23 protein-coding genes and 2 pseudogenes are annotated in these 26,900 nt (G+C 42.9%); 20 read left to right on the forward strand and 5 right to left on the reverse strand.

Going from position 1 to position 26,900, the window contains the following annotated elements; all coding sequences use genetic code 11:
• Positions 1 to 3 precede the first annotated feature (3 nt).
• The 14 genes and pseudogenes from flgK to pseG all read left to right on the forward strand — a co-directional run bounded on the left by flgK (position 4) and on the right by pseG (position 16,336).
• Positions 4 to 1,980: a flagellar hook-associated protein FlgK gene (gene flgK, locus DFP75_RS10345; protein WP_110575316.1), complete on the forward strand. Its 1,977-nt coding sequence runs from the start codon at positions 4 to 6 to the stop codon at positions 1,978 to 1,980.
• 4 nt (positions 1,981 to 1,984) lie between these two features.
• A complete protein-coding gene (flgL, locus tag DFP75_RS10350; protein WP_110575318.1) occupies positions 1,985 to 3,292 on the forward strand; it encodes a flagellar hook-associated protein FlgL in 1,308 nt (435 codons plus the stop codon).
• A gap of 23 nt (positions 3,293 to 3,315) precedes the next feature.
• A complete protein-coding gene (locus tag DFP75_RS10355; RefSeq protein WP_110575320.1) occupies positions 3,316 to 4,851 on the forward strand; it encodes an HD-GYP domain-containing protein in 1,536 nt (511 codons plus the stop codon).
• A gap of 344 nt (positions 4,852 to 5,195) precedes the next feature.
• A pseudogene (locus DFP75_RS18515) lies at positions 5,196 to 5,676 on the forward strand (flagellin N-terminal helical domain-containing protein); the annotation flags it as partial.
• A gap of 599 nt (positions 5,677 to 6,275) precedes the next feature.
• A pseudogene (locus tag DFP75_RS18605) lies at positions 6,276 to 6,533 on the forward strand (flagellin); the annotation flags it as partial.
• 1,450 nt (positions 6,534 to 7,983) lie between these two features.
• Positions 7,984 to 8,160 carry a hypothetical protein gene (locus DFP75_RS18425; protein ID WP_181417021.1) on the forward strand — a complete coding sequence of 59 codons (177 nt, stop codon included), beginning with the start codon at positions 7,984 to 7,986 and terminating at the stop codon, positions 8,158 to 8,160.
• 296 nt (positions 8,161 to 8,456) lie between these two features.
• Positions 8,457 to 9,557 carry a flagellin N-terminal helical domain-containing protein gene (locus DFP75_RS18740; protein WP_110575324.1) on the forward strand — a complete coding sequence of 367 codons (1,101 nt, stop codon included), beginning with the start codon at positions 8,457 to 8,459 and terminating at the stop codon, positions 9,555 to 9,557.
• Positions 9,558 to 9,624: 67 nt separating this feature from the next.
• Positions 9,625 to 10,050: a flagellar protein FlaG gene (locus DFP75_RS10370; RefSeq protein ID WP_110575326.1), complete on the forward strand. Its 426-nt coding sequence runs from the start codon at positions 9,625 to 9,627 to the stop codon at positions 10,048 to 10,050.
• A 40-nt stretch (positions 10,051 to 10,090) separates the two neighbouring features.
• Positions 10,091 to 11,446, forward strand: a complete 1,356-nt coding sequence (gene fliD / locus DFP75_RS10375; RefSeq protein ID WP_110575328.1) for a flagellar filament capping protein FliD — start codon at positions 10,091 to 10,093, stop codon at positions 11,444 to 11,446.
• Between the two features lie 42 nt (positions 11,447 to 11,488).
• Positions 11,489 to 11,929 (forward strand): flagellar export chaperone FliS, encoded by a 441-nt coding sequence (gene fliS, locus DFP75_RS10380; protein ID WP_110575330.1) that lies wholly within the window; start codon positions 11,489 to 11,491, stop codon positions 11,927 to 11,929.
• A complete protein-coding gene (locus DFP75_RS10385; protein WP_110575332.1) occupies positions 11,922 to 12,218 on the forward strand; it encodes a hypothetical protein in 297 nt (98 codons plus the stop codon). Before fliS ends, DFP75_RS10385 begins: the two co-directional genes overlap by 8 nt.
• Positions 12,208 to 14,316, forward strand: coding sequence for a motility associated factor glycosyltransferase family protein (locus tag DFP75_RS10390; RefSeq protein WP_110575334.1), 2,109 nt, complete (start codon positions 12,208 to 12,210; stop codon positions 14,314 to 14,316). Before DFP75_RS10385 ends, DFP75_RS10390 begins: the two co-directional genes overlap by 11 nt.
• Before the next feature lie 2 nt (positions 14,317 to 14,318).
• The gene (gene pseI, locus DFP75_RS10395; RefSeq protein WP_110575336.1) at positions 14,319 to 15,350 is read left to right on the forward strand and encodes a pseudaminic acid synthase; all 1,032 of its coding nucleotides are present in this window, start codon (positions 14,319 to 14,321) and stop codon (positions 15,348 to 15,350) included.
• Positions 15,347 to 16,336, forward strand: coding sequence for a UDP-2,4-diacetamido-2,4,6-trideoxy-beta-L-altropyranose hydrolase (pseG, locus tag DFP75_RS10400; protein WP_110575338.1), 990 nt, complete (start codon positions 15,347 to 15,349; stop codon positions 16,334 to 16,336). Before pseI ends, pseG begins: the two co-directional genes overlap by 4 nt.
• Here pseG and pseF read toward each other — a convergent pair.
• From pseF to DFP75_RS10420, 4 genes are all read right to left on the reverse strand, one after another.
• Positions 16,320 to 17,042, reverse strand: a complete 723-nt coding sequence (gene pseF, locus DFP75_RS10405) for a pseudaminic acid cytidylyltransferase (RefSeq protein ID WP_110575340.1) — start codon at positions 17,040 to 17,042, stop codon at positions 16,320 to 16,322. The two genes, pseG and pseF, sit on opposite strands and share 17 nt — an antisense overlap.
• Positions 17,043 to 17,045: 3 nt before the next feature.
• The gene (pseC, locus tag DFP75_RS10410; protein WP_110575342.1) at positions 17,046 to 18,230 is read right to left on the reverse strand and encodes a UDP-4-amino-4,6-dideoxy-N-acetyl-beta-L-altrosamine transaminase; all 1,185 of its coding nucleotides are present in this window, start codon (positions 18,228 to 18,230) and stop codon (positions 17,046 to 17,048) included.
• Complete coding sequence (gene pseB / locus DFP75_RS10415; RefSeq protein WP_110575343.1) at positions 18,220 to 19,212, reverse strand: UDP-N-acetylglucosamine 4,6-dehydratase (inverting); 993 nt, start codon at positions 19,210 to 19,212, stop codon at positions 18,220 to 18,222. Before pseB ends, pseC begins: the two co-directional genes overlap by 11 nt.
• 267 nt (positions 19,213 to 19,479) lie before the next feature.
• Positions 19,480 to 20,040, reverse strand: coding sequence for a DNA-3-methyladenine glycosylase I (locus DFP75_RS10420; RefSeq protein ID WP_110575345.1), 561 nt, complete (start codon positions 20,038 to 20,040; stop codon positions 19,480 to 19,482).
• A gap of 96 nt (positions 20,041 to 20,136) precedes the next feature.
• On the opposite strand from DFP75_RS10420, the gene DFP75_RS10425 reads away from it, so the two are divergent.
• The 6 genes from DFP75_RS10425 to DFP75_RS10450 all read left to right on the forward strand — a co-directional run bounded on the left by DFP75_RS10425 (position 20,137) and on the right by DFP75_RS10450 (position 25,552).
• Positions 20,137 to 20,757, forward strand: coding sequence for an NUDIX domain-containing protein (locus tag DFP75_RS10425; protein ID WP_110575347.1), 621 nt, complete (start codon positions 20,137 to 20,139; stop codon positions 20,755 to 20,757).
• A 4-nt stretch (positions 20,758 to 20,761) separates the two neighbouring features.
• Positions 20,762 to 21,739: an acetyltransferase gene (locus DFP75_RS10430; protein WP_110575349.1), complete on the forward strand. Its 978-nt coding sequence runs from the start codon at positions 20,762 to 20,764 to the stop codon at positions 21,737 to 21,739.
• A 13-nt stretch (positions 21,740 to 21,752) separates the two neighbouring features.
• Entirely contained in the window at positions 21,753 to 22,214 is a 462-nt protein-coding gene (locus DFP75_RS10435; protein ID WP_245927032.1) for a DUF1249 domain-containing protein, read from the forward strand.
• Positions 22,215 to 22,259: 45 nt separating this feature from the next.
• Positions 22,260 to 22,841, forward strand: coding sequence for a YqiA/YcfP family alpha/beta fold hydrolase (locus DFP75_RS10440; RefSeq protein WP_110575353.1), 582 nt, complete (start codon positions 22,260 to 22,262; stop codon positions 22,839 to 22,841).
• 131 nt (positions 22,842 to 22,972) lie between these two features.
• Entirely contained in the window at positions 22,973 to 24,871 is a 1,899-nt protein-coding gene (gene parE, locus DFP75_RS10445) for a DNA topoisomerase IV subunit B (RefSeq protein WP_110575355.1), read from the forward strand.
• 66 nt (positions 24,872 to 24,937) lie between these two features.
• Positions 24,938 to 25,552, forward strand: a complete 615-nt coding sequence (locus DFP75_RS10450) for a UPF0149 family protein (protein WP_110575357.1) — start codon at positions 24,938 to 24,940, stop codon at positions 25,550 to 25,552.
• Between the two features lie 100 nt (positions 25,553 to 25,652).
• On the opposite strand, the gene DFP75_RS10455 is transcribed toward DFP75_RS10450, so the two are convergent.
• Entirely contained in the window at positions 25,653 to 26,849 is a 1,197-nt protein-coding gene (locus tag DFP75_RS10455; RefSeq protein WP_110575359.1) for an amino acid aminotransferase, read from the reverse strand.
• Positions 26,850 to 26,900: the final 51 nt, after the last annotated feature.

Raw genomic sequence — 26,900 nt, forward strand, 5'->3', positions numbered from 1 at the left:
GCAATGGGCTCAAATTTATATTCAATTGGTTTGTCTGGACTTCAGTCCAGTAATGCCCGTATTAATACGACAGGGCAGAACACATCCAATGTGGATACAGAGGGTTATAGCCGCCAAAGGACTGACACCACTAGTTCGCCTGTAGGAGGTGTCGTACTTCGTGATACTGCACGCCTAGTTGATAATTTTGTTAGTAAGCAAGTGCGTACTGATACCTCGACACATTCCTATTACGATACCTATCATTCGATGATTTCGACTTCTGACAATCTGTTGGCAGAAGACAGTATTTCTTTGAACACATATCTGAATAAATCTTTTGATGCATTACAGACGGTTAATAACGATCCTACGTCTTCGTCATTGCGGCAGTTGGCCCACTCTAGCCTTACTAATCTAGTGCAGCAATATCATGTTTTGTCTGGTGTGGTGAGTGATCAGGAAGGGCTGGTAGATGCACAGCTTTCTTCATCTTTGAAAGATGTAAATGCCATTACATCAAAAATTTCAAGTCTGAATAAACAAATTTTGAGACAAGAAGGTCTCTCTAGATCGCCAGCCAATGAGTTACGAGATCAACAAGAGTTGTTGGCTAAGGATTTATCTGAATATCTAGATATCAACGCTCAATTTAACGATGAAGGGTTGATGACAATACAGTTGGCTAATGGCCAGCCGTTGGTTATGGACCAAAACCCGACAGAAATTAAAGTTAGACCAAATCAATTGCAACCCAAAAAAATTGATTTGGTGGTGAGCTTTGGTGACTATGAAGTGGCTTTAAAAACACAAGGCTTAGGCGGAAGTGTTGGTGGGCTTGTTGACTATAGATCTGAATTTAGTGTCTATGCTGATAGAACCTTAGGGCAGCACGCCATTGCGTTAGCTGATGCTATGAATACTCAGAATAAAAAAGGTATTGATGGTAACGGCCAGGCAGGTAAAAACCTATTTTCTTTAGGGGAAGTAAAAGTCTATTCATCCCTAGAAAATATTAACAAGGCTAAAGATATTTCAGTCAAGGTATCGGATGGTGAAGCAGCTAAAATCACAAAAGAGACTTTTGAGTTAACCAAAACGGACGATAATCGCTTTTCAATAAAAAGAATTGATGAAAAAGGCAATTCAACGGAGCAGAATATTATTTTTGATCCTGTCTCACTCACAAAAGACAGTGATGGATACGTTAAGATAGACGAACTTGGCATTGATATTCGTATTGATAATATGAGTGCCATTGACGATAACGATGTGTTCCGCTTTACCCCAACGGAAGGTGCTGCAGCTGGATTGTCACTCTTTGCAAAAAATGGTGAGGCGCTTGCTTTAAGTGCGCCTGTTAGCGTTAGTACTGGGTCTAGCAACTTATCCGATGCCCGAATTTCATTAACGTCTGTAACGAATACAGACCCAGAGACATCGGCGTTTTCATCTGATGGGCCACTTTATCCAAGTGCTCCACATCAAATTTACTTTACTTCGCCAAGTTCATACGTTGTTCGTGATGCAACTGGAGTCGAAATTGCTTCAGTAAGCAATGTGACTCAGTATACTAAGTTACTTGAGCAAGCCGGTCTTTCTAACGAGGCCGGGTTTGATGTATCGGTTTCATCGAAACCACAAAAAGGTGATGAGTTTTCTATTAGTACCGATAACATAGGTGTGTCCGATAACTTTAATGGTCTTGCGTTGGCTGATCTACAGAATAAATCCTTAGTTGCTGGTGAAGATACCCTGATGAAGTCGTTTTCTGGCTTCATCTCCTACGTGGGTAGTAAAACAGCAGAGGTAGAAGGGCACGCTGACGCAAGTGAGATAGTGTTAAATGAAAGCCTTGCTCGTCGTGATCGTTTGTCTGCGGTAAGTCTTGATGAGGAGGCGGTGAATCTCTTGAAATATCAACAATCCTATTCTGCTTCCGCTCAAGTGGTGACTGCTGCTCGTACAACGTTTGAAACTTTGCTTGGGATCATGAGGTAAGATTATGCGTGTAACGAATAACTTAATTTACGGTCAAGCAAACCGATCTATTAGTCAGGCGAATGAAAAAATCTTAGATGTTCAAGGCAAAATATCATCGCAAACGAATATCTTAAAGCCAAGTGATGACCCGGTTGGAGCCAGTCAGATTTTGCTGTATGACGGCAATAATCGAACGCTAAAACAATATGATGAAGCGATGAAAATGGCCAAAGGGAACTTGGAATACCAAGAAGTGGCTTTGGACAGTTTGAATGATTTTTTAGATACTGCCAGAACGCTGTTTATCCAAGCTCAGAATGACATTAATACTCAAGCAGATATTAATGCGATTGCCCATGAAATCTCATTAATTACAGAGTCAATGGCCGATCTAATGAATTCCAAGAGCGCCGATGGAAGTTATATATTTGCTGGTACTGACTCTCAAAGCCCAGCCTTTAGATTGGGGAGTGATGGGCGTTACCATTGGTCCGGTAACGAAGGGCAGAAATTTGCCCAGATTTCAGAAGACATTAAAATTCCTGTGACTAATTCAGGGAAAGTGCTTTTTCAGGATATTTGGACGAATCGATCTTTTAACGCCAAAATCACTGAGGGTAATGTACGATTAAGCTCTAAAGTTCAGGATCAGGCTGATCTTGATGCTTTTATGGCGAAAAATTATGATCCTGAAAATGCGCAAGTAAATCGCTATTATTTGACTACTTCTTACGCTGAAGATCAAAAACCTGTAGATACTCAGGTATCTGATGGGAAGGATGGAAAGTCGGAAGAGGCGTTGGATAATTATCACCTGTTTACAGGTATGCCTGCCCAATATGCAATTACAAACAGTGATGGGGAGGTCATTGAATCTGGTGAGTATCGTGTGGGTAAGCCGATCGCGTTTGCTGGGATGTCTTTTATTGTTGAGGGGGAGCCAGGAGCTTCTATTGATATCTCTCTTAAAAAGCCAGAAAAAGATAACGTACTTAACCAGATAAAAGACTCTTTAGCTGTTTTGACTGATAAAAATAGCACCTACAGTGATAGGGAGGCTGCATTTTTCAGTGCTACCTACAGCATTAATAATGCTCAGCAACGAATTGGTGAAGGGCGTTCTGAAATTGGTGCAAGGCTGAATATGATTGAAGATAGAGAGGATTATAGCTCGGCCAACCAGTTGTCTAATACGATTGCTCAAAGTAGAGAAGGTGAATTGGATATGGGGGCAGCTGCTACCGAACTGTCTATGAAAGAGTCTGCACTTAATGCTTCGCAGAAGGTCTTTTCTCGCATGAGTAATTTGTCTTTATTTAACCAAATGTAACTTTTTAGGATGTAGGGTAAACAATGTCAGCATTTAAAATGGAGTCCTGTTTTGGGGCTGATATTAATGTCGGGTATTTTAATATTACTGAAATACTCACTATCCTAAAAATTAAGGACAAAGTTGTTGGTAGTAAACGTGTTAAAAGTCTGATTGGGATGCATGGCAAAAAAGACCGTATTGTCATCATTGCTATGCGTCAGATTGCTTTTGATGTATTGCGTTCAACTCTGGACTCTGAATTTCTGCCTTATGATCCTTACTTCTCGGATGACAAGCTTTTAAATACTCGGCGTGAGCGACTGTATGACGCACAGGAGAGATTTCTCATATTGTGCATGTCCATTGCTACCGGTCGCTCTGTCAGAAGTCTTAGAAAACTCAACCCTGACCTAAATACCAAAGAGTTGCGTAGTAAGTATGCACGTGGCAAAAGTCTGTTTCGTTATTTCAGGCAAGAGCTAAATGATCATACAAGAGAGTATATTCTGAGCTATAAGTCAGCCCAGGATAAAACCAAAAACGTCGACATAACCTCCGAGACCGTTGTTGCTCCAGAGCAGCAAGTTAAGAAAACGGGAATGGCTAAAAAGAGTGTTGTCGACCATAAGTTAATTCCCACTTCATTTGATGATGAAACATTAACAGCACTCAAAATATTTCAGGATGGTCATATCTTATTATCAGCTCAAGTGGAGCGCTTTAAGCGTGGTGAGCAGCTTGAAATGCTTGAGATGATGAAGTTTTGCCGTCGATTAATTGAGTCTCATACCCGTAATAACTTTTCTCTCATGGCCATACGTCATATTAAAGATCCCTCAGCCTATCTAGAACAGCATGCAATGGGAATGGCAGTGTTGGCTATTCACTTTGCGAAAGCGCTAAAGCTATCGTATGCCTACATTGAAGTTATCTCGCTTGGTGCCCTGTTGTTTGACTTAGGGCGTTTTAAATTACCGATGGCGATGGTGACAAAAACCACCAAAATGACGGAAGGGGAGTTTGATTTATTTCGTAAGCACATACAGTTCGGAGAGCAGATTTTGCAAAAGTGTGAAGGTGTGCCGAAGGCTGTTTATCAAATGCTAGCTGATCACCATGAAAAAATAGATGGTTCTGGCTATCCTGCAGGTAAGCAAGATCAGGAAATATCTGTGTATGGGAAAATTGCCGCAATAATTGATGCTTATGATGCAATGACTTCAGAGCAGCCGCATAAGCCTTCAATGGGGCCTATTAAGGCGTATCGGCAAATGCAGAAAGAGTCCGGTTTGGCGTTTGATAAAAAATTACTGTCTGTGTTTTTAAATAGTATTGGCTCTATTCCTGTTGGTTCTTGTGTCGCGCTTTCTAATGGAAGGGTTGGGTTTGTTCTGACACTGAATAAATCATTTCAGCCTTCTTTGGTGCGTCAGGTGTACAGTGTCACAAACAAAGCGTTTATTGAGGCTTCAGATATTGAGCTGAATAAGGTTGCGAATCTAAGAACAGAGGTGAAGATTGAAAAAGACGTTGATCCGCAAGAATTCGGACTGCAATTCATCAATCACCTTTCTTAATACATTGTAATGAACTCTCCCTCCTTCTAATTTTTTCCTTTTAGTATCCCCCCCTGTCAGCTTACAGAGTGAGACCTCTGTAAGCTGATGTGCGTTTTTTTCACCTAATCTCCATGTTTTTCACGATATTTTTACTTTTATTCTAAAGTTCTTGGGGCTCTGTTCGATAACCGTTCTAGCGCTTAATAACTAAGAATAAAAATTAAATAAAAACTAAAAAAAGTGCAAAAACAATTAAAGGTTATCTTATCTGTGTCGATAACCTTATTAAGAGACAAAAACCCCAAAAAACTAATTAAATCAGAGGGTTGTCTTGATTTTAAATATTCTTAGGAGAGAAGAAAATGGCTTTATATGTAAACACAAATGTGTCCTCGCTGAACGCCCAGCGTCAGCTTACAAGTAGCGGTAAAGTACTCGATACAGCGTTTCAAAGATTGTCATCTGGCCTTCGTATTAACAGTGCGGGTGATGACGCTGCGGGTCTTCAAATATCTAACCGTTTGACATCACAGATTAATGGTTTGAACCAGTCTGTTCGAAATGCTAACGATGGCATTTCATTGGCTCAAACTGCTGAAGGTGCTTTGGAAGAAACAACAAGCATGCTTCAACGTATGCGTACTTTGTCTATTCAGTCTGCAAACGGCTCGAATGCTGACGAAGACCGTATTGCCCTACAACAAGAAATGGGGCAATTGGCACAAGAAATTAACCGAATTGCTGAAATTACCACTTTTGGTGGTCGAAACCTTCTTGATGGTTCTTACCAAGGTATTTTCCAAGTAGGTGCGGATGCTAATCAGACGATCAGTTTTTCAATGGAATATGGTGGCATCAATAATTCCATCAACTTGGCTGGTAACGGTGGCTTTACTATTTCTGGTTTGACTTCAGGGGTTCCTTATATTGAGCCAGAAGAAGAGCCAATTCAGGTTATTGCGACTGAAGAAGGTGGTTTTGTTAACCAATATGGTGACGCTGTTAATGAACAGGGACATCTAATTAATGAAGAAGGTGAGTTGATCAATGAAGACGGGCTACGAGTCAATGAGAACGGTGTTCTTATTGATGAAGAAGACCGCCCTATTAATGAAAATGGGGTGTTGATTGATGAAAATGGCACACCTATCAATGAAGATGGCTCCATCAGAGAAGACGTTGTTAACGAAGATGGAACAATTTTGAATGCGGATGGAACAACGACAGGTCTGGACGGCAGTATTTCTTATCCTGATGGGCGCGTTATGCAGCCGGACGGATCTATGGTTCACCCAGATGGGACAATTAATCACCCAGATGGGGGTATTACTCAGCCAGATGGCACTTATGTCGAGCCAGAGAAAAAATATGGCAAGCCATTAATTACAGCTGAGACGGTGTCCATTACAGATATTAAGAATTCACAAAGTATGATTTCAATGCTGGATACCATGATCCAAGCGGTTGACTCTAAACGAGCTGAGTTAGGTGCTGTGCAGAACCGTTTTAGTTCAACTGTGAATAACTTGTCTAGTATTTCTGAGAACGTATCGGCTGCTCGATCTCGCGTAAGAGACGCAGATTATGCTGCTGAAACGGCTTCATTGACTAGTTCTCAAATTATTCAGCAGGCGAGCTCGACGATCCTTGCTCAAGCGAATCAAAGACCTCAAGCTGCATTGCAGTTACTAGGATCTTAAGTGGTTTAACATGGTTGAAGTTCGCATAAAAAAGCGGCTTCAGTTGGAAAAAATTCGAGATCTTCTCGGAATATAGGCTACTTCTCTCTCCTAGAGGTGCCTTTTCAGCCGGGTGAATTTTCACCCGGCTTTTTTTTGCCTAAATAGTGCTGATTTATAGCATTTTTCGGGTTTTGGAGAGGGTTCTAGGCTTATGCCATAGGTGTTTTTTGGCATTAGAAGGGACATGTTTTGTTTCTTCTTACCAGAGAGCAGCTGTGAGATGGGCTTCTAAGTAACTGGTCGTACCAGGCTATTGCTATATGGGCTATCGAGAATTTGTTTGTTTTTAACAATAGGGTGTTGTTTTGAAGGTAGTGATTTTGTTCATGAGTTGAATCGCTTTTAGGTGATGAGATGTGCCTGTTTTTTTATGGCGAAAGTCTTAAGGGCTGATGCAATGCGATATGGCTGTGCGCGTGAAAAAAATGAATGAGTCCCGCTTGTCTGTAAGGGGGATTAATTTGTTCTGGCATAGCTGTGTCTTGCCTGCTGATGAGAGGCGTTACATGTGAGTCATGCAAGTTATTCGATGTATTTTTTCATTAGATAGAAGCACACGGATTGGTCGTGCCGACAAGAGATTGATTGGCAAGAGAGGTTGGATGCTTTGGCTTTTTTTATGTGTTGAAAGTAATGGTCACTTTACTTGATAGGTAAGGGGTTCGGATGTCGGATATTTGGCGCTGCCATTTCGGGTTTGTCTGTGGGCGAACGGTAAGTTGAAGCACTGTTTTAAACGCCACAATTGCGTCTCGATTTTAAAGGGCAGGGTAAGCGATTTGTTCTGTATGCCTCTGGTTGGTGGAAGTGTTGTTTGATGAGTGCTTTTGATCGCAATCGTTTTGGGCTGATGTGTATTGGTTTTGTTTGCTCGTGCATGGCGAAAAACAATTGGTTGTTTGCTGGCACAGTTGCGCCTGAATTATGGCTCAAACGAGGTATCGAGGTCTTTAGTGCCTAGGAGTATCGGCTGAGTTGATTCGACAGAGCTTTATAGATTGAAAATGGCTTAATAACGAAGCCTTGCTGGGATTTTATGATATCGAATTTTTTTTGAGGTGAGCGTATTTGAGGGTGTTGCTGTTCTTAGTGATCAACATTTTAGGCTTTATCGCATCTGGCTTTGCCTGTTTTTGTGTGCGCCTGTTGAAAAGAGACGTCCGTTTTCTAATGGCACAGTTGCGTCCCGATTTTGTGGCGTGACCAGCAGGTTTGTATTGCACCTAAGAAGGGTTTGAGTCGAATAAAGAGCGTTTTTTGTATTGAAAGAGGCGGCAATAAAAAAATATTGCTGGGGCTGTTGCGTTGAATGGACTTGCCTGGGTGTGTGATTGAAAAAATGGACTGTTTGGCTGCACCGTTATGAGCTGATTTTAATGGGTATGTGAGTGCGAGAAAGGCACCGCCTATGTTGCTTTTTGCGATTTGTGTCGTAGGAATATTGCTGCCTATTTGCGGTGGCAAGCATTCTCCGCTTGTGGCTGTGTTGAGCCGCATTATGGCAATGGAATACGGCAACGAAAAACTCGCATTTTGCTCAATTAGCAATACACGGCTTGAACAATATGTACATGTGATCGGGTAATTCTTCTGTCGAATGTCAGTATTTTGTCATTAGCGGGGGTTTTAGGGCGTTTGAAGTGGTATTTCGGAGCCGTTTTGCTCGGAAAGTACGTGCTTTAGAAAAAAACGTAAAAAAATTTAATTGTTTTTTAATCCAGTTAAAACAATTAGTTAGGCATTAATTTGCCGCTTTATGGGACGTTTTTTTCCACCTTAAGGAAAAAATATTCCGAAATTGACTAAAGGTTTTCAATTTCTTGTCGAAAACCTTATACGATCTGCTTTTTTGCGGAGTTTAATGAAACCTAGGAGGCTATAATGGCTTTATACGTTAATACGAATACTTCATCTTTAAGCGCACAGCGTCAGTTGATGAACTCAAGCAAAACTTTGGATACGTCTTTTCAGCGTTTATCTTCTGGTTTGCGTATCAATAGTGCAGCAGATGATGCCGCAGGTTTGCAGGTTTCTAACCGATTAACATCTCAGGTTAATGGTTTGAATCAGGCAGTGCGTAACGCCAATGACGGTATCTCTGTAGCTCAAACTGCTGAGGGTGCGTTGGATGAAACGACAAACATGCTGCAGCGTATGCGTACTCTGTCTATTCAGTCTGCAAACGGGTCTAACTCTGATGCAGACCGTAAAGCACTACAGCAAGAGATCACGGCTCTATCTACAGAGATTGACCGTATCGCTTCTGATACCACTTTCGGTGGTCGTAGCTTGCTTGATGGTACTTATGATGGTGTTTACCAAGTTGGTGCAGACGCAAACCAAACAATTAGCTTTGATTTGAGTAAAGGTGAAAACCAAGATTACGCAGGCAATGGTGGTTTCACTATGGCTGGTCTATCTTCTAATGCGGCTGCTGAAGCGAAGTACCAAGAAGAAGTGGCTGCTTATAACGATTACTTTGTACAAAAAGATGCAGCAAAAGCACAAGCGAGAGCAGAAGCTGAAGCTAACGGTGATGAGTATGAGGATCCAGAGTTAGAAGCGATCGCTGCTGCTGAAGAGCGTGGTGAAGTTTATGTAGATCCGAATGCACCAGCTGTGCCTCAGCCACCAGCAAGTCGTTCTAGTAGTTTTGGTAATCCAGAAGAAGGCTTTGGTACGCCATCGGTTACTTCTATCCAAAACGCACAAAGCATGATCTCTATTTTGGATAATATGATTTCTGCTGTAGGTTCTAAGCGTGCAGAATTGGGTGCGATTCAAAACCGTCTAGGTTCTAGTATCAGTAACCTAAGTAATATCCAAGAAAACGTATCAGCCGCTCGTTCTCGTGTACGTGATGCTGACTTCGCTGAAGAAACTGCTAAACTAACAAGTGCTCAGATTCTACAGCAAGCAAGTTCATCTATATTGGCTCAAGCGAACCAACGTCCACAAACTGCTTTGTCTCTTTTGGGCTAAAATTATTAGGTTTAACGAAAAGCTGGGGCTTTGTTCCAGCTTTTGTTTCGTTTAGAGGGTTGATGATATGTCAATTAATTCCAGTGATTTTTCAAAGCAGCCAATGGGAGTGGTTACAACTAGGCAAGACCAGCGAGCGGATGAGCAATTTAGAGCATTACGTGAAGCAAATGCTAAAGTAATACAGGGTTCAGCCGATAGTAATAAAACTGGTGCTAATAGTGGTAACAGCCAAGGGGCAGCAAATTCTCCTCGTGTTGAGCCAAAGCAGATTGAGAACGCGAACATTAAAATGTCTCAATTAAATGTTCAGTTATCGTTTGAAATGACCGAAGATCGCAAAAATAATATTGTGAAAGTGTTAGACCAAACGACAGGTGATGTGGTGCGTCAAATGCCCACAGAAGAGTTCCTGAAGATGTCAGAAAGAATTGATGCTATCATGAATCAGCTAAGTGACGTAAAAGGAACATTAGTGAATAGTGAAGTGTGATTTTGTTATAAATGTTATGTTTTAAACTTGGGGAGTTGCTATGGCTATTGGCTCATTAGGTGCTGGATCTGGATTAGATCTGGAATCCCTAGTAAGTGATATGGTGAGCGCAAGAAGAGATACAAAAGTAAAATTGTATCAAGACAAACTCGCTGGGTATGAAGCAGAGCTTTCTGCTCTCGGTTCAGTTGGCTCCGCAATTGATAATTTCAAAACATTTGTAAGCACTTTGAATAATGCTGACCTTTTTTCAGGTCGTAATGCAACCATCGAAGACGCAGATGGCAAACCATCATTTTCTGTTGTTGCAGACAAAACCGCTTCCACCGATAAATATTCTATTCAAGTTGACCAGTTAGCAAAAGGAAGTCGTCTTGTTTCTGATATCACATCATTTACTTCCCGAGATGAGAAAGTAACCTCTTCAGGGGGAGAGCTTAAACTAACAGCGGGCGATCAAAAGCTTGTCTTAGATGTAAAGCCAGACACAACCTTGTCCCAGCTTCGCGAACAAATAAATGCTGAAGGCAAAGACTTTGGTGTATCTGCCAACTTGGTGGATGATGGCGATGGACATATGTTTTTCACGATAACGTCTACAAAAACCGGCGCCGGTAACACCTTAAAAATTGATAGTAGTAACCTAACATTAGACAGTGTTGGTCTTGGTGGCTTTTTTCCTGGTTTAAGTGTGCCTGCGGGCGGTGAAGCGCAAGACGCCATGATCACTGTCGACGGCATTAAAGTGCGCAGTGAAACGAACGATTTTGATAGTGCGATTGCAGGTTTAGAAATCAAAGCGTTGGACGTCTCACCAGAGCCTAAAAAAGTAGAAGTTAGTTATAATAAAGAAGAAGTTGAGAATACCATTCAGGGTTTTGTTAGCTCTTATAATGAGCTCATTAGTGTATTTAAACAAAATACAGCAAAGGGTGCCGTTCTGAATGGAAACAGTATGATACGGAACTTAAGCTCATCTTTGGCGACTAATTTAATGTCTAATTACGCTGAGCCAGGCAGTCCTTTTACCTCCATTTTTGACGTTGGGGTAGAGTTCCAGGACAACGGAACGTTAGCCTATGATAGTGATAAGTTTAATAGAGCCGCCGAAACGAACTTTGATGCCGTAGCGTCATTGTTTACGGGTAAAAATGGCTTAGCAACCTCACTTGATTCATTATTAGAAAGTTACGCAGGCCCAAGGGGAATGAATAATACCCTGAAGGACTCTGTTACAAAATCTATTGGCAGTACGGAAGAGTCTCTTTCTGACTATGAAGACCGTATGGCCAAATATGAGGCGTCTTTACGCAGTAAATTCACGAATTTAGATACACAGCTTGCCAATATGAATGCGCAAGGTGATTATCTGAATTCGATGTTAAACCAGCTATAATTTTTGTTTGAACCAAATTAGTAAATTTATTGAGGTTGCTTTATGTACGGGAAAAAAGGGATTCAGGCCTATAAAAAGGACTCGATTAAATCCGATTTAGCCTCGGCAGATCCTCATCGAGTTATTCAGCTTCTACTGCAAGGGGCAATCGAAAGGTTGGCTTTGGGTAAGGGCTGTATTGAACGAGCTGACTGGGCTGGCAAAGCGGCTGCATTTACTCGAGCGATAGAAATTATTAACGCTTTAAGAGATGCGTTAGATAGAGATGCGAACCCTGAATTAGTCGATAATTTAGAGGGTTTATATGACTACATGACGGTGCGAATCAACGAAGCCAGTGTGTCTAAAGATATTGCTGTTATAGATCAAGTTATTGCCCTTCTACTACAGATTAAAGGGGCTTGGGATCAGATATCAGAAGCGGATAAGCAAGAAGCCTATAACCGTGAAAGTGAAGTCCGAGCTGGGGCTGTGAATGCTTGACCTGTCTCGGCTGACCAAGTTAACTGAAGACTTAGAGCAAGCTGTGTTATCGGAAAATATTGATGAAATTCAACGCTTGTGCTCCGAAAACAGTGATTTTATTTTTTCTATTCAACCTGAAAAAAAAAACACTTCAGCTAATCAGCAATTAAAATCCTTTATTGATATTCATCAATCAGCCACTCTGTTGGTAAAACAAACTCATCAAACGGTACAAAATCAACTTTATCAGTCGATAAAAGCTCGCAAGAGTGTGAGTAAATACAAAGGCGTAAAGCATGCAGAATAACGATCCTTTTTCTAACCTTGAGCATGCGGAAGCATTTCTTGAATCTTTTAAAGCAGGCGCAGGAAGGCTAAAAGAAAACGATCAAGAGTTGACTGAGCGCTATGTGAAAAATATGACTGTTTTTTCACAGGTAATGCCTCATATATATGAAGAATTACAAGGCTATGTTCCCAAGAAGCGCTTTATCTACATGGAAGAGTCAGGGGACCTAAATATTTTTAGGGAAGACATAGGGTTTCCTCTATTTTCGACAAATCCTCGAACTCAAGCGCAAGAAAAAATTAATCATGCTTTTGCTCATCCCACGAAAACACTGCTTAATTTAGAGCGCTCTCTTAACAACGACAGCCGTCATGTATTCTATAGCAACAAGATTCTTGACGAAGTGAAGGTCCAATCAGAAGGGCTAAAAGAACAAAAAGAGTGGCCTCAGTTTGTGGGGGCTGCCATTGTTTTCGGAATAGAGTTTGGCTATCAGCTTGAGCTATTGTTACAGCAAAGGGAAATTAAACACCTTTACCTCTATGAAAGTGACTTAGACTTTTTTCACTACTCTTTATTCGCAATAGACTGGGAGAAGATCCTAGATACCTTTAATAAAGATGGTCGTACTGTACATTTCTTTTTGGGTATTCAGCCGGACGAATTTACAGATACTTATCTGCTTCAGCTGCAAGAGAATGGCTACTTTTTGGCGCCTGAAACCTATCTTTTTATGGGGTATTCTAGCCCTGAAAATAATAAAGTATTTGATTACTTTAAGAAGCATTATGCACGCCAAGTGATGGGCTGGGGGTTCTTTGATGATGCCTTAATTGGTATCGCGCAAGGGTTAAGATCCTTACCGAAAACAAAAGTCGCCCATTTTCAAGGACGTGATGTACTGCCTAAATGGGTTACCAATGTTCCTGTGTTTATCCTTGGTAATGGCCCGTCGCTGGATCAAGGTATTGAGCTGATCAAAGAGATTCGTGATCAAGTGTTATTGATTTCATGTGGCTCTACTATTAATACCTTAAGTAAGCTTGGTATTACGCCTGATATACATGTAGACATTGAAAGAATGAAGCAGACGGTTGATAAATTTCTGTTTTTAGATAAAGAGTACTTAAAAGGAATTTGGGGACTCAGTGTTGATGTCATGCACCCAGAGTATTTTGATTATTTTGATCGTTCTGGGATGGGAATGAAGCCTGGCGAGGCAATCACTTCTCTTATCCTTTCTCATGCTCGCGCTAATGGCGATGACAAGAACTATGTACAGCTGAATTTCTGTAACCCTGTTGTGGCCAATTTGGCTTTATCTTATGTGCATTTATTTGGTTTTAATAATGTGTACTTTATGGGGGTTGATAATGGCTTCAAGGATAAGAATACTCACCATTCTGTACACAGTGGTTACTATAAAGACGGCAAAGAAACTGGGTTTCAAACCTTCCAGGAAGCGAAGCTGGTGGAGCGTGAGGGCAACTTCGGTGGGACAATTTATGCGACAGGCATAATGGATACATCGAGAGTTCAGCTTGAATCTCTGATACGTAACTTAAATAAGCGTAAAAACTTTGAGAGTTTCAATTTGTCTGATGGCGCCAAAATAGAAGGTGTCACACCACTCTCAATCGACGATGTTCTGATTACCGATCCTGTTATCGACCAAAAACGCGTAATCGACTTGCTCGAAGAAGCCTTTTTTACCGAATCTCCTGAAGCGGTTTTACATCAAACGCCAGACCAGCTGCTTTCAGTGGATGACTTTTTGAAAATCAGCAAGGTTTTACAAAGTGGCTGGGATGACTCAATAAAAACGCGTGAGGATGTCTGTAATTTACTTTGGTCATATCACCGAGAAATTTATTTCTTGAGAGGCAGTGTTTATCGTCATATTCATGATCTATTGATTGGCTCTTTCACCTATTCGGCCTTCTTGATTGTGCAGTTCCTATTTAAATTTGAAGACGAAGCTGAAACGGTTGCTCGTGCTCGTCATCTGTTTACACCTTGGTGTGAGTTCCTCGATGAAATGCCTAGTATGCTTCAGCAAGCGTCTGAATACGTGGATAAAGGCAATGATCATCTAATCACTTTTTATAACGGTTAACTATGTTCGAAACCATGTTTGAAAAAACGCCTTTTATTATTGCTGAATTATCTGGCAACCATGACCAAGATTTTGAACTCGCTAAAGCCATGATTCATGCCGCGGCGGACGCGGGCGTGGACGCTATTAAGCTACAGACTTATACACCAGACACCATGACACTAGATGTCCGTCATGGTGAATTCATGGTATCTGAAAGTGACAGTTTATGGCGTGGTACCAATCTTTATGATTTGTACCAAAAGGCCTCAACGCCTTGGGAATGGCATAAGCCTTTGTTTGAGTTAGCCGAGTCTTTGGGGTTAGTCGCGTTTAGCTCGCCTTTTGATTTGAGTGCCGTGGCATTTTTAGAATCCATCGATGTGCCTTTATATAAAATAGCTTCATTCGAAATGACCGATATCCCACTGATTCAAGCTGTTGCGCGAACAGGCAAGCCGATTATTATGTCCACTGGAATGGCGAGCGAAGAAGAAATTGCCGAAGCCGTAGCAACCATTCGAGCCATTGGTGATAACCCACTCACATTGCTTAAATGTACCAGTACTTATCCTTCCAAGATTGAAGACTCTAATTTGGTTACCATGGCGGATTTGGCTGAAAAAACGGGTTGCCCGGTTGGCTTGTCCGATCATACTCAAGGTATCGGCGCTGCTGTAGCGGCAACAGCGCTGGGCGCCACCGTGATTGAAAAACACTTTGTGTTGGATCGTAGTGCGGGTGGTGTCGATGCTGAATTTTCTATGGAGCCAGAGGAAATGAAGGCGCTGGTTGTTGCTTGCCGTGCGGCAAAAGCGGCGCTTGGCACAGTGACATATGGCGGCTCTGATGCCGAACAAGCAGCGAAGAAATACCGTCGCTCTATTTATGTGGCTGCAGATTTACCTGCTGGCACCATATTGACCGAAGAGCACCTTAAAATCATTCGTCCTTCGTTTGGTCTTGCGCCTAAGCACTGGCCAGATGTAATAGGGAAAACATTAGTAGCCGATGCACAAAAAGGCCAACCCCTTGCTTGGGATATGATGGCGTGAAACTCTTGGTGCGAGCCGATGCTTCTGTCGAAATCGGCATGGGGCACAGAGTTCGCTGCCAAGCCTTGATTCATGCGTTTCAAGCACTAGGTTGGCAGTGTCAGTTTGTTGTGGATTGCCGCTATAAAGTCTTTTCAGCCCCTGAAGATTGTTTTATCGGAGGTCAACCTGGCAAAGCCAGCAAGGTTGAATTTTTATCGTTAGCAAAGCAAGCTGACTTGGTCATCTTAGACCATTATGACTACAGTGCCGACGATATTACCCAGCTCTATCAGCATCAAAAAAATCTCCTAGTATTGGATGATATGAATGATAGGGGAGAGTTTCCTGCCAAATGGCTGCTCAATCCTTTGCAGCAAGAATATTCCAAGTTGGTTGAGTTTTCATTAACAGGCAGTCGCTACGCAATATTAAGACCTGCTTTTCAACACCATCAAGACAATCACAAGGTACCAGAGCAACTGCTCATTACGCTTGGTGGTACGGACCCGCTGGCGTTAACTTTGCCTATTCTAAATACCTTATTGGCGTCTAATTTTCCTAGGAAAAACATACAGGTTTTATTGGGTGCCAACGCCAAAGATGCCGACCAAGTGATTACGTGTTGCCAAGATAATAGTATCGCTTTTGCACAAGGTTTAACGGATGTTACGCCTTTGATGGAACAAGCAAGGATGGCCATTTCTGCTGCTGGTGGCACTTTGTTTGAATTGGCTTGTATGGGCGTGCCTACGATATTTGCTCAGGTTGCTGACAATCAAACACGTTCTTTAGAGCAGCATGTTCCACTTGGTTGGTGTCGTTCACTTCGTTTTGATAACGTAGCGGAGGACATTAGATTGCAGCGTGTTGAATTGCTCGCTGCAGAGTTAAAGCGTCTGTGGCTGGACATTGAGTGGCAGCAAAATGCCCGCAAAATTGCCCGCAGTTTAGTTGATGGTAATGGTGCTAAACGCGTGGCAGAAACCATTAATTCCTATTTTTAAGTGCCATAATTTGCGTTAAACGCAACCAATCTTCTTCTGTGTCTAGGTCTTGAATTCTATGTCTTGGTAGCATCAAAGGCTTGGATTTAGGGCCAAATATTTCTTCATCAAACCAGTCTTGAGTTCTCGCCCAATAGAATTGTCCTGCATCGTGTATTGCTTCGGTTAAATCCTGTGAGCGCTTTCCAATGTGTTCAGGAAACATTGGCGCTAACTCGCCATTTTCTTGGATATGAAGCGCCCGCTGGATAGGGAAGGCAAACGTCGTGGCGGAAAAACAAAAGGCTGTGAATTCGTTAAGCTGTGCCAAACCTTGCTGTAAATCATCCGGCGTTAGTAGCGGACAAGTGGCGTAAATTAAGCAAGCTTGATCTGGTGTTTTGCCTTCATCGATTAAACAACGTAACGCGTGTTGCATGACGGGGGTTGTGCCAGTCATGTGGTTGGCTAAATCGGCAGGGCGAAAGAAGGGGGTTTCGGCACCAAATTGACGTGCGACCTCTGCTATTTCTGTGTCATCGGTGGACACAATTACGCGATCAAATAACCCAGAAGCAATCGCTGTTTCGATAGAATAACCTATCAAAGGTTTGCCATCTAACAAGCGAATGTTTTTTCTTGGAATACGCTGAGAACCACCACGAGCCGGAATCACCGCAACGCGATAATTTTTTGGGTTGTCTTGCGAACGAGAGTGCTTTGTCATTGTTTAGGCGCTCATCACACGATTAGCAATTAAGGCGTGTTTTAAAATCAGTGCCACTCGCTCTTGTTGCTCATAGGTTAGATCGGCAAAAAGCGGCAAACTCAGAGTGCGAGCGTAATAGTCTTCCGCGATAGGAAAGTCGCCTTGTTTAAAACCAAGCGCTTGGTAATAAGGTTGCGTATGCACCGGAATGTAATGCACCTGAGTACCAATTCCGCCTTGACGTAAAATATCAAAAACGCCTTTTCTTGCCGACTTGTTATGTTCTGGTAATAAAATCGGACACAAATGCAGGGCCGAATAATTATCTTCTGCTTGATAAGGCAAGGTGACGGGCAAATGTTTTAACAAGGCCTTGTAGTTGGCAAATTGCTGATGGCGACGTTCGATAAAGTCATCTAAACGAGACAGCTGAGATAAACCCAAAGCAGCCTGCAAGTCCGTCATGCGGTAATTGAAGCCCAGCGTATGTTGCTCGTAATACCAATCTCCTGGCGTCTGGGTTAAGTCATCAGGGGATTTGGTTGTGCCTTGTTGAGCATGAGTGCGCATGTGCTTGGCAAGTGTTTCATCGTTGGTGATCGCCATTCCACCTTCGCCAGAGGTAATGATCTTTACTGGGTGAAAACTGAAAATACAGATATCACTGTAAACCCCGTTACCCACATAGTTGCCTTGGTATTTCGCGCCAATAGCATGGGATGCGTCTTCTATGATCCGAAAGCCGTATTCTTTCGACAGTGCATGAATGGTTTGCATATCACAGGATTGACCTGCGAAATGCACTGGAATCACGACTTTGGGTAAGTTGTTGTTCGCCTTGGCGATGGCTAACTTTTCAGCCAATTTATTTGCGCACAGATTGTAAGTGCGGGGATCGATATCAACAAAATCGACGTTTGCACCGCAATAGCGTGCGCAATTCGCGGAAGCGATAAAGGTGTTAGGCGATGTCCAAACCGTGTCGCCCACTCCAACCCCCAATGCCAAGCAGGCCAGATGTAACGCTGATGTGGCGCTGTTTGCGGCGACGCCATAACGAGCACCGACTTTTGTGCAAATGGCCTGTTCGAAGTCACTGACGTAAGGGCCCTGAGTTAAAAAATCAGAGCGTAGCGATTTTACGACGGCCGCAATGTCGTCTTCGCTAATCGAGTGGCGGCCGTAAGGAATAAAATCATGCGTCATCGAAGGTTAAAATCTCTTCTACTGTTAAAAAGTGTGGATTGCTGCCAGATTGATACTCATAACCTGGTTCAACCAAATCGCCCGTTTCGCCTAAACGATTGTGCGCAAAATCCATATCATCTTGATAAAACTTGATGCTTGGCGCAATCACATAATGATCTTGAAACTCGTACGTATGAAAAGAATCATCGCCTGGGCACATGACTTCGTGAAGCTTTTCTCCGGGACGTATGCCAACATCTTTAGTTGGTATATTAGGCGCATAAGCGGCCGCTAAATCCATGATGCGCACCGAAGGAATTTTAGGAACGAATATTTCCCCCCCGTGCATGCGACGGAAGTTTTTTAGTACAAAATCCACACCCATAGGTAAGGTGATCCAGAAACGCGTCATGTCTGGGTGAGTAATCGGGATAGACTCTGCCCCATCAGCAACCAACTTTTGGAAAAAAGGCACAACCGAGCCCCGTGAGCCAACCACGTTACCATATCGAACCACAGAGAAGCGTGTGCGGCCTTGGCCAACCATGTTGTTGGCAGCGACAAATAACTTATCAGAAGCGAGTTTGGTGGCGCCATAAAGGTTGATAGGCGCAGCGGCTTTGTCTGTAGATAAAGCGATGACTTTCTCTACGTCATTAGCAATGGCGGCTGCAATCACATTTTCGGCACCATGAATGTTGGTTTTGATGCATTCCATAGGGTTGTATTCGGCAGCAGGGACTTGCTTTAGTGCCGCCGCATGAATCACAAAATCCACATCGCGCATGGCTTGCGTTAAACGGTCTTTATCTCGCACATCGCCAATAAAATAGCGCATGCAAGGCGCATCGAATTCTTGCTGCATCTCGTATTGTTTCAATTCATCACGTGAATAAATGATGAGTCGTTTAGGTTGGTAATTGGCCAATAGAGTTTTCACATACTGATGGCCAAAAGAGCCTGTACCACCAGTAATAAGAACGCTTTTGTTGTCAAACATGTTATATACCAAACTAAATAATGGAATTGAGGAGAGCAAGAAGCCTCGCCATTGTACTAAGAGCCTCTTAACTATATCGACTACTTTAGGTGAAACATTAATGAAATCAAGGAACTGCTTGATTTTTTGTACTTTGATTTATGTCTTTTACCATTAAAGATAAGTTCACCCCCTCCCAGCCTCCCCCTTAGCAGGGGGAGGAGCTAGGTGCGATCTGGTCCCTTCCCCTTATCAAGGGAAAGGTTAGGATGGGGTCAGGGCTGTTTGTTAAGAACGACGGGCAATACAATCCGTAATATGGTCGTTCACCATGCCGGTGGCCTGCATGAAAGCGTAGCAAGTCGTGGGGCCAAGGAATTTAAAGCCGCGCTTTTTCAGATCTTTCGCTAAACGTTTAGATAAGTCGGTAATAGAAGCACCATCTGTGTGATGTTCAATAGGGTTGTCGATGACTTGGTTGTCGCTAAATGCCCAGTAATACTGGCTAAACGAACCAAACTCATCAGCGATTTTCAAAAAAGCTTTGGCGTTGTTAATGGTCGCTTCGATCTTAGCGCGATGACGAACGATACGCTCATCTAATAATAATCGCTCGACATCAGCGTCTGTCATTTTAGCGACTTTTACAGGGTCAAAGTTATGGAAAAGGGCGCGATAGCCTTCCCGTTTACGTAAAATTGTAATCCAGCTTAGACCTGCCTGAGCGCTTTCTAGTACAATACATTCAAATAGGGACGGATCATCATAAATAGGCACTCCCCATTCAGTATCGTGATAATGAATGTATTCGGGAGATCCTAAACACCAAGCGCAACGTATGTTTTCCATGAATGACACTCCAATTGTGTGATAACGACATGCCTAACTGCGAATTAATCATATCAGACACTGTACTAAATAGTGTTCTGCTTAGGACGAGATAATATGAAGTTTAAACCGACTTACAGTAAAAAAGATGTCGAGGTTTTGGCTGACGAATGCCTTTATAAAGGTTTTTTCGAAATGCGTAAGCTGACGTTGAAGCACAAAAAATTTAACGGTGACTGGAGCCAGCCAATGACCCGTGAAATGATGGTGCGCAACGATGCCGTGTGTGTGCTTTTATTTGACCCAGTGGCCGATAAAATTTTATTAATCGAACAGTTTCGCCCTGCGGTACTGAACAGCGAGTCACCCTGGCTACTGGAATTGGTGGCCGGCATGGTGGAAGAAGGTGAAAGCGATGAAGATGTCGCACGCCGTGAAGCGTTCGAAGAAGCAGGTGTGACAGTAAAACGTCTTGAATACATGTTTAAGTTTGTTCCTTCACCGGGCGGTCTGGTGGAATACCTACGCATGTACGCTGGCGAATTTGATTCGAGTCTTGTAGATACGAAAACGGTGCACGGTTTAGACGAAGAAAATGAAGACATCAAACTTCACCTCATCTCATCTGATGATGCCATTGATTTGCTTAAAAATGACGTGGAAAACGCCAGTACCATCATGGGATTGCAGTGGTTTGCATTAAATAAAAATGATCTTATAAAACGATGGTGTGCTTAAGTAGATGAAGCCAGAAATATCTCGTTTAACAAATAAGAAGACTTGGCTAGAACCTTGTATCGGCCTCGTTTCCTTTGCATTTATGTGCGCCAATGTGCTGTTTTGGGCTTCGCTTGTACACCTTATTGCACCTTTATTGTTGTTGAAAAACACGCGCTACGCGAACCTTGCAGAGCAATGTGCTAATCGCTTGTATTACAACTGGCTTGCTTCCTGCGAATGGTGGTTCCAAAACATTTTAAATGTGAAATGGGAGCTTGATGAAACCATGAAAGAGGACTTTGATCATTGGCATTTGATCATAGCGAACCATCAGTCTTGGGTGGATGTCTTTGCGGTCTTTGCTCAGCTTAAGGATCGCCGCCCTTTGCCAAGAGTGTTCATGAAGCAAGCACTGTTCTGGATGCCGTTTGTGGGAACCGCCACCTACATAATGGGGTTTCCTTATATGAAGCGTTATACTAAAGCTCAGATTGCTAAAAATCCCAAGTTGGCAGGCAAAGACCTAGCTACCACCAAACGTTCTTGTAAGCGACTGCTTAAAGACCCAAACTCCATTATGAGTTTTGTTGAAGGAACACGCTTTTCAGAAAAAAAGCATCGGCAACAAGCGTCGCCTTATCGCTGTTTATTAAAGCCAAAGGCGGGAGGCATCAGTTTTATATTGCAGACAATGCCGCAGAAAATAAAAACTATTACAGACATCAATGTCTTATACAAGCAAGACAATATAAGTGGCTGGGATTTGCTCTGCGGTCGCATTGGTAAAGTGAAAGTCATGGTGCGAGATGTGGCCATTCCTGACACCATGTTAACGCCAGAATACCAAGCCGCAGGGAAAGATAGAGAGCACTTTTTTACTTGGTTTAATCTATACTGGCACGATAAAGATACACGCATGAGCCATCAGCTTGCTGCTTTAAAACAGGCAAAGACTTTGGGCTCAGAACAAGAATTTTCAAAAGGAAATACGTCGCAATAAAATGACGAATGCTATGAAAACATCGAAACAATATGTACCAGATTTAGTGAGTTTACAGATGCTTGGTGAATTAAATTATCGCCGACTAGGTAAACTCCTGCGCGGTCATGAAGAGATGGATTCGTGGAGTTTTTCGATTCACAGTGCCGGCGATCAAGAGAGCCGCTTACGCCTCACCTTGGGCAAAGAAAGCCGCTTCACCTCTGAAATAGCGCTAGAGTTTGGTCCGGAAATTCCTAAACAGCTGCTTTTTAAAACCACACTATCTATGACGGTGCGTTTGTATCATGATGTCGGTATCGCAGAGATTACGGATGGACATCGCCAATACAGTGGAACGTACCCATATCCAAATGATGCCATGCTGCACAGAGACGAGAAGTTTCGTCTTAACCAGCAGTTAGCCGATTTATTAGAGCTGTGTTTGAAACATGGTCATAGACTGAATGACACCTTATCCTTTCAGTTTGCCTGACTGTCGTTTTTTTAATCGTAAATTGCTTGATAGAGAAGACCACCTTTGACTGTTTTACTATATATCCACGGTTTTAATAGCTCTGAGCGATCCCATAAAGCCACCGTTCTCAGTGAAGCGGCAAAAAAGTTTGGGGTGCCCGACGCGGTCGTGTCTCCCCGTTTGTCTTGGCGGCCAGCGCAAGCCATTAAGCAATTAGCGGACATTATCGAAGCGAATCAAGCACAAGGCATTACGTTAATTGGCAGCTCCTTAGGTGGTTTTTATGCGGCTTACTTAGCAGAAAAATACCATCTGAAAGCCATATTGGTTAATCCAGCTGTTCAAGCACCTATCTTGCTTCAAGACTATCTAGGTCCGCAATCTAACCCTTATACCGGCGAAGAGTATGAATTAACGCAAGCACACATGGCCGAGCTAGAGGAATTGGTAGTGATCGATCCGACAGCCGAATATTATTGGCTGATGATTCAGGAAGGTGACGAGGTCTTGGATTATCGAGAGGCCCTTAAAGCTTTCCCTCAAACAGCACGCCTTACCCATGAAGAAAATGGCAACCATAGCTTTACCGAATTTGAACGATTTTCCGAAGATATTCTTCGTTTTGCTGAAATATTAACCGAGTAAGCTACTGCTTTTATTGGAGTATTTCACACAGTATAAAACCAGTGATAGACTCTAACCCATTGAATTGATACTCGCTCACGTTGTAATGTTTGATAATACAACGTACGACCAACTTGGAAGTAAAAACACGCATGTCTGCAAAAGAATATAACGCCGGATCGATAGAAGTTCTTAGTGGTTTAGAACCCGTACAAAAACGTCCTGGGATGTACACAGATACCACGCGGCCTAACCACTTAGGCCAAGAAGTTATTGATAACTCGGTTGATGAAGCCTTGGCTGGTCATGCCGATCGCATCGAGGTCATTTTATACAAAGATGGTTCGTTAAGCGTAGAAGACAACGGCCGCGGCATGCCGGTAGATATTCACCCTGAAGAGGGCGTATCTGGTGTTGAATTGATCCTAACGAAATTGCACGCAGGCGGTAAATTCTCAGGGGATAATTACCAATTTTCTGGTGGTTTGCACGGTGTTGGCGTGTCTGTTGTGAATGCCTTGTCTACCTCCCTTGAAGTGTGGGTGCGTCGTAATGGCATCCAGTATCATATTGGCTTTGAAAATGGCTTCAAAACGTCAGAGCTGAAAGAAATTGGTACCGTAGGTAAGAAGAACACCGGGACAAAAGTTAAGTTCACAGCCGATACAAAATACTTCGACAGTCCTAAATTTTCGCTTTCCCGTCTAAAGCACCTACTTAAAGCCAAAGCCGTACTTTGTTCTGGTCTGCATGTTGTCTTTATTGATCAAAGTGGCAGTGAAGAAGTGCGTGAAGAGTGGTTCTATCAAGATGGCTTAAAAGACTACCTTGCCATTGCGAACCAAGGTTTTGTACTGCTGCCTGATGAGCCTTTTATTGGCGGTATGACGGAGAAAACTCAAGGCGTCGATTGGGCGGTTCAATGGCTGCCGGAAGGTGGCGAATTAGTGACAGAAAGTTATGTTAACTTGATACCAACAGCCCAAGGCGGTACACATGTTAACGGTTTACGAACGGGGTTGCTAGAAGCGATTCGAGAGTTCTGTGAGTTCCATAACTTATTGCCTCGTGGCATCAAGCTAACCGCTGATGATGTGTGGGATCGTTGTAGTTATGTGTTGTCAGCGAAAATTCAAGAGCCACAGTTTTCGGGACAAACCAAAGAACGTTTGTCGTCTCGCCAGATCGTGGCGTTTATTTCAGCAACCGTAAAAGACGCCTTCAGCTTATGGTTAAACAAGCACGTTGAAGACGGTAAAAAGATTGCTGATATTGTAATTAATAGTGCGCAGAAACGTCTTAAAGCCAGCAAAAAAGTCGTTCGTAAGAAAGTGACTCAAGGGCCTGCATTGCCGGGTAAATTGGCCGACTGTTCTGGGCAGGACTCGTCGCGCAGTGAACTTTTCTTAGTGGAAGGGGACTCAGCGGGTGGATCAGCTAAACAAGCGCGCGAGAAAGATTTTCAAGCCATTTTGCCTTTGCGCGGTAAAATATTAAATTCATGGGAAGTAGACTCTGCGCAAGTATTGGCTTCCCAAGAAATACACGATATTTCTGTCGCTTTGGGTGTGGATCCTGGAGAGGAAGACTTAAGTGGCTTACGTTACGGCAAAGTATGTATTTTGGCCGATGCGGACTCGGACGGTTTGCACATCGCGACACTGATTTGCGCGTTGTTTGTTCGACACTTTCCTGCTTTGGTTAATGGTGGTCATGTCTTTGTTGCCATGCCACCGCTGTACCGAATAGACATCGGAAAAGAGGTTTATTACGCTCTTGATGACGAAGAAAAAGACATCACATTGCATAAAATTGCCGCTGAAAATAAACGTGGTACGCCAAATGTACAGCGATTTAAAGGCCTGGGTGAGATGAACCCTTCCCAATTACGCGAAACCACTATGGCGCCAGATACGCGTCGCTTAATCCAGTTAACCATGGAAGATAAGCCAGATACTGACGAGCTTCTAGACAAACTGCTGTCGAAAAAGCGTGCAGGGGATCGTAAAGGCTGGTTAGAGACATATGGCAACTTGGCGATTATTGATTAAACCTACTGTGTTTTTATCAGGCCAAGCTAAAATATAAGTATCGCTCAACAAAATGGAAACGAATGAATGTCTGAAGAAAACGGCGATGATGTCATCAGCGAAGAAGTCCTTTACGAAAAGATCGACCACTATTTATTGACGTTCGGCACAGATCGCTCGTTGATGTGTGTGTCCGAACTCGATGGCTTTCTAACCGCGTTGGGCTGTTCGATAAAAGAGTTGGAGCCAGATGTATGGCTTAATGCAATATGGGGCGCGGATGAAGACCAGCCTGTATGGGACTCGACAGAACAAGAAGATGAATTTCTAAGCCTAGTGTTAATCATGTATATGGAAACCATGAACAGCTTATTGTTCGGGGATTTCTATCCTGTTTACCTAGAACAAGAAGTAGATGGTGAGTTTACCATTTTGGTTGAAGAGTGGTGTGTAGGCTTTATTCGAGGCGCTAAATTGATTGGTTTAGGCGTTGGCGGAGACAGAGAATTCTTTGACGAAGTGCTTGCTCCAGTGCGTCTGTTTGGGACAGAAGCCGGATGGGAGAAGTTAGAAGGCATGGTCGATGAAGAGGTGACATTCTGGAAGGAAACACTAGAACCTTCGATCCTGCGTTTGGCTAAACACTACCATCCTGAAATGCAAGCAACGAGCAAAATAGAAGGCAAACGCACATTGCATTAATCATGCAATGCCTAGAGGACGTATTCCCAAACTTATTTTGTGTATAAAAAAACGTGATGCAGGTTTAGCCTGCATCACGTTTTTTTTGCTTAGTAAGGGATTAACCCACTACTTTTGCGATGCTTTCACACAAGTAATCAATGTTGCTATCGCTGACACCAGCGACGCTCATACGACCAGTATCTGCAATGTAAATAGAGTATTCACTGCGCAAAGTGCGAACTTGTTCTAACGTCAAACCGGAGTAAGAGAACATGCCGCGCTGATCTTTGATGAAGCTAAAGTCTTTGCTCACCCCAGAAGCCGCCAATTTCGCTACAAGTTTTTCACGCAGGCCGTTAATACGGTCACGCATTGCCGCCACTTCTAGTTCCCATTCCGCTTTCAGTTCTGGGTTGCTCATAATGGTATAAACCACTGCGGCACCGTGAGCTGGTGGCATAGAGTAGTTGGCACGAATGGCTTGACCAATAATAGAAAACGCAGCATTGGCTTCATCAGCAGATGCAGCAATAACACTTAAGCCGCCACAACGTTCACGGTAAATGCCAAAGTTTTTCGAAAAAGAGTTCGCGATCAACATATCTTGAACATTCGCAGCCATGTGACGTAAGCCCGCTAAGTCTTCGTCTAAGCCATCGCCAAAGCCTTGGTATGCAGCGTCAACCAATGGTAACAAACCACGCTTATTAACGAAGTCTGTTAGCACTTTCCAGTGATCAAGTTGTAAGTCAATGCCTGTTGGGTTGTGGCAGCAAGCGTGAAGCAACAATACATCGCCTTCTTTCACTTCGGCTTCTAGTTTTGCCATCATATCGTCAAAGCGTAAGCCGTTCGTTTCAGGATCGTAGTAAGGGTAATCTTTTACTTCTACGCCTGCAGAATCAAAAATAGACTTATGGTTACCCCAAGTTGGATCACTTACCCAAAGACGAGCGTCTTTCAAGTTCGCGCTGATAAAATCCGCAGCGACTTTTAACGCGCCAGTACCGCCAGGAGTTTGAGTAGAGCGAATACGCCCAGAAGCAATCAGCGGATTGCCTTCACCCAAGATCAAATCTTTGATAATGGCTTCAAATTCAGTTGCGCCATAAATACCTAGATAGCTTTTAGAATCTTCTTGTTCAAGCAAAATAGCTTCCGCTTTTTTAACCGTATTTAAAATCGGTGTATTGCCATTATCGTCTTTATAGACACCAACGCCTAAATCGATTTTCTTTGGGTTCGTATCTTGCTTATGCGCAATGATAAGGGCTAAAAGAGGGTCGCCAGAAACAGGTTTAAGATGCTTGAACATGATATTTAAAGGGTCCTTATGGTGTGCCACAGTAAAATCGCTGTGGTTAAA

The organism is Marinomonas alcarazii, from assembly GCF_003208215.1.
In the GTDB taxonomy this organism is placed as follows: Bacteria; Pseudomonadota; Gammaproteobacteria; order Pseudomonadales; family Marinomonadaceae; genus Marinomonas; species Marinomonas alcarazii.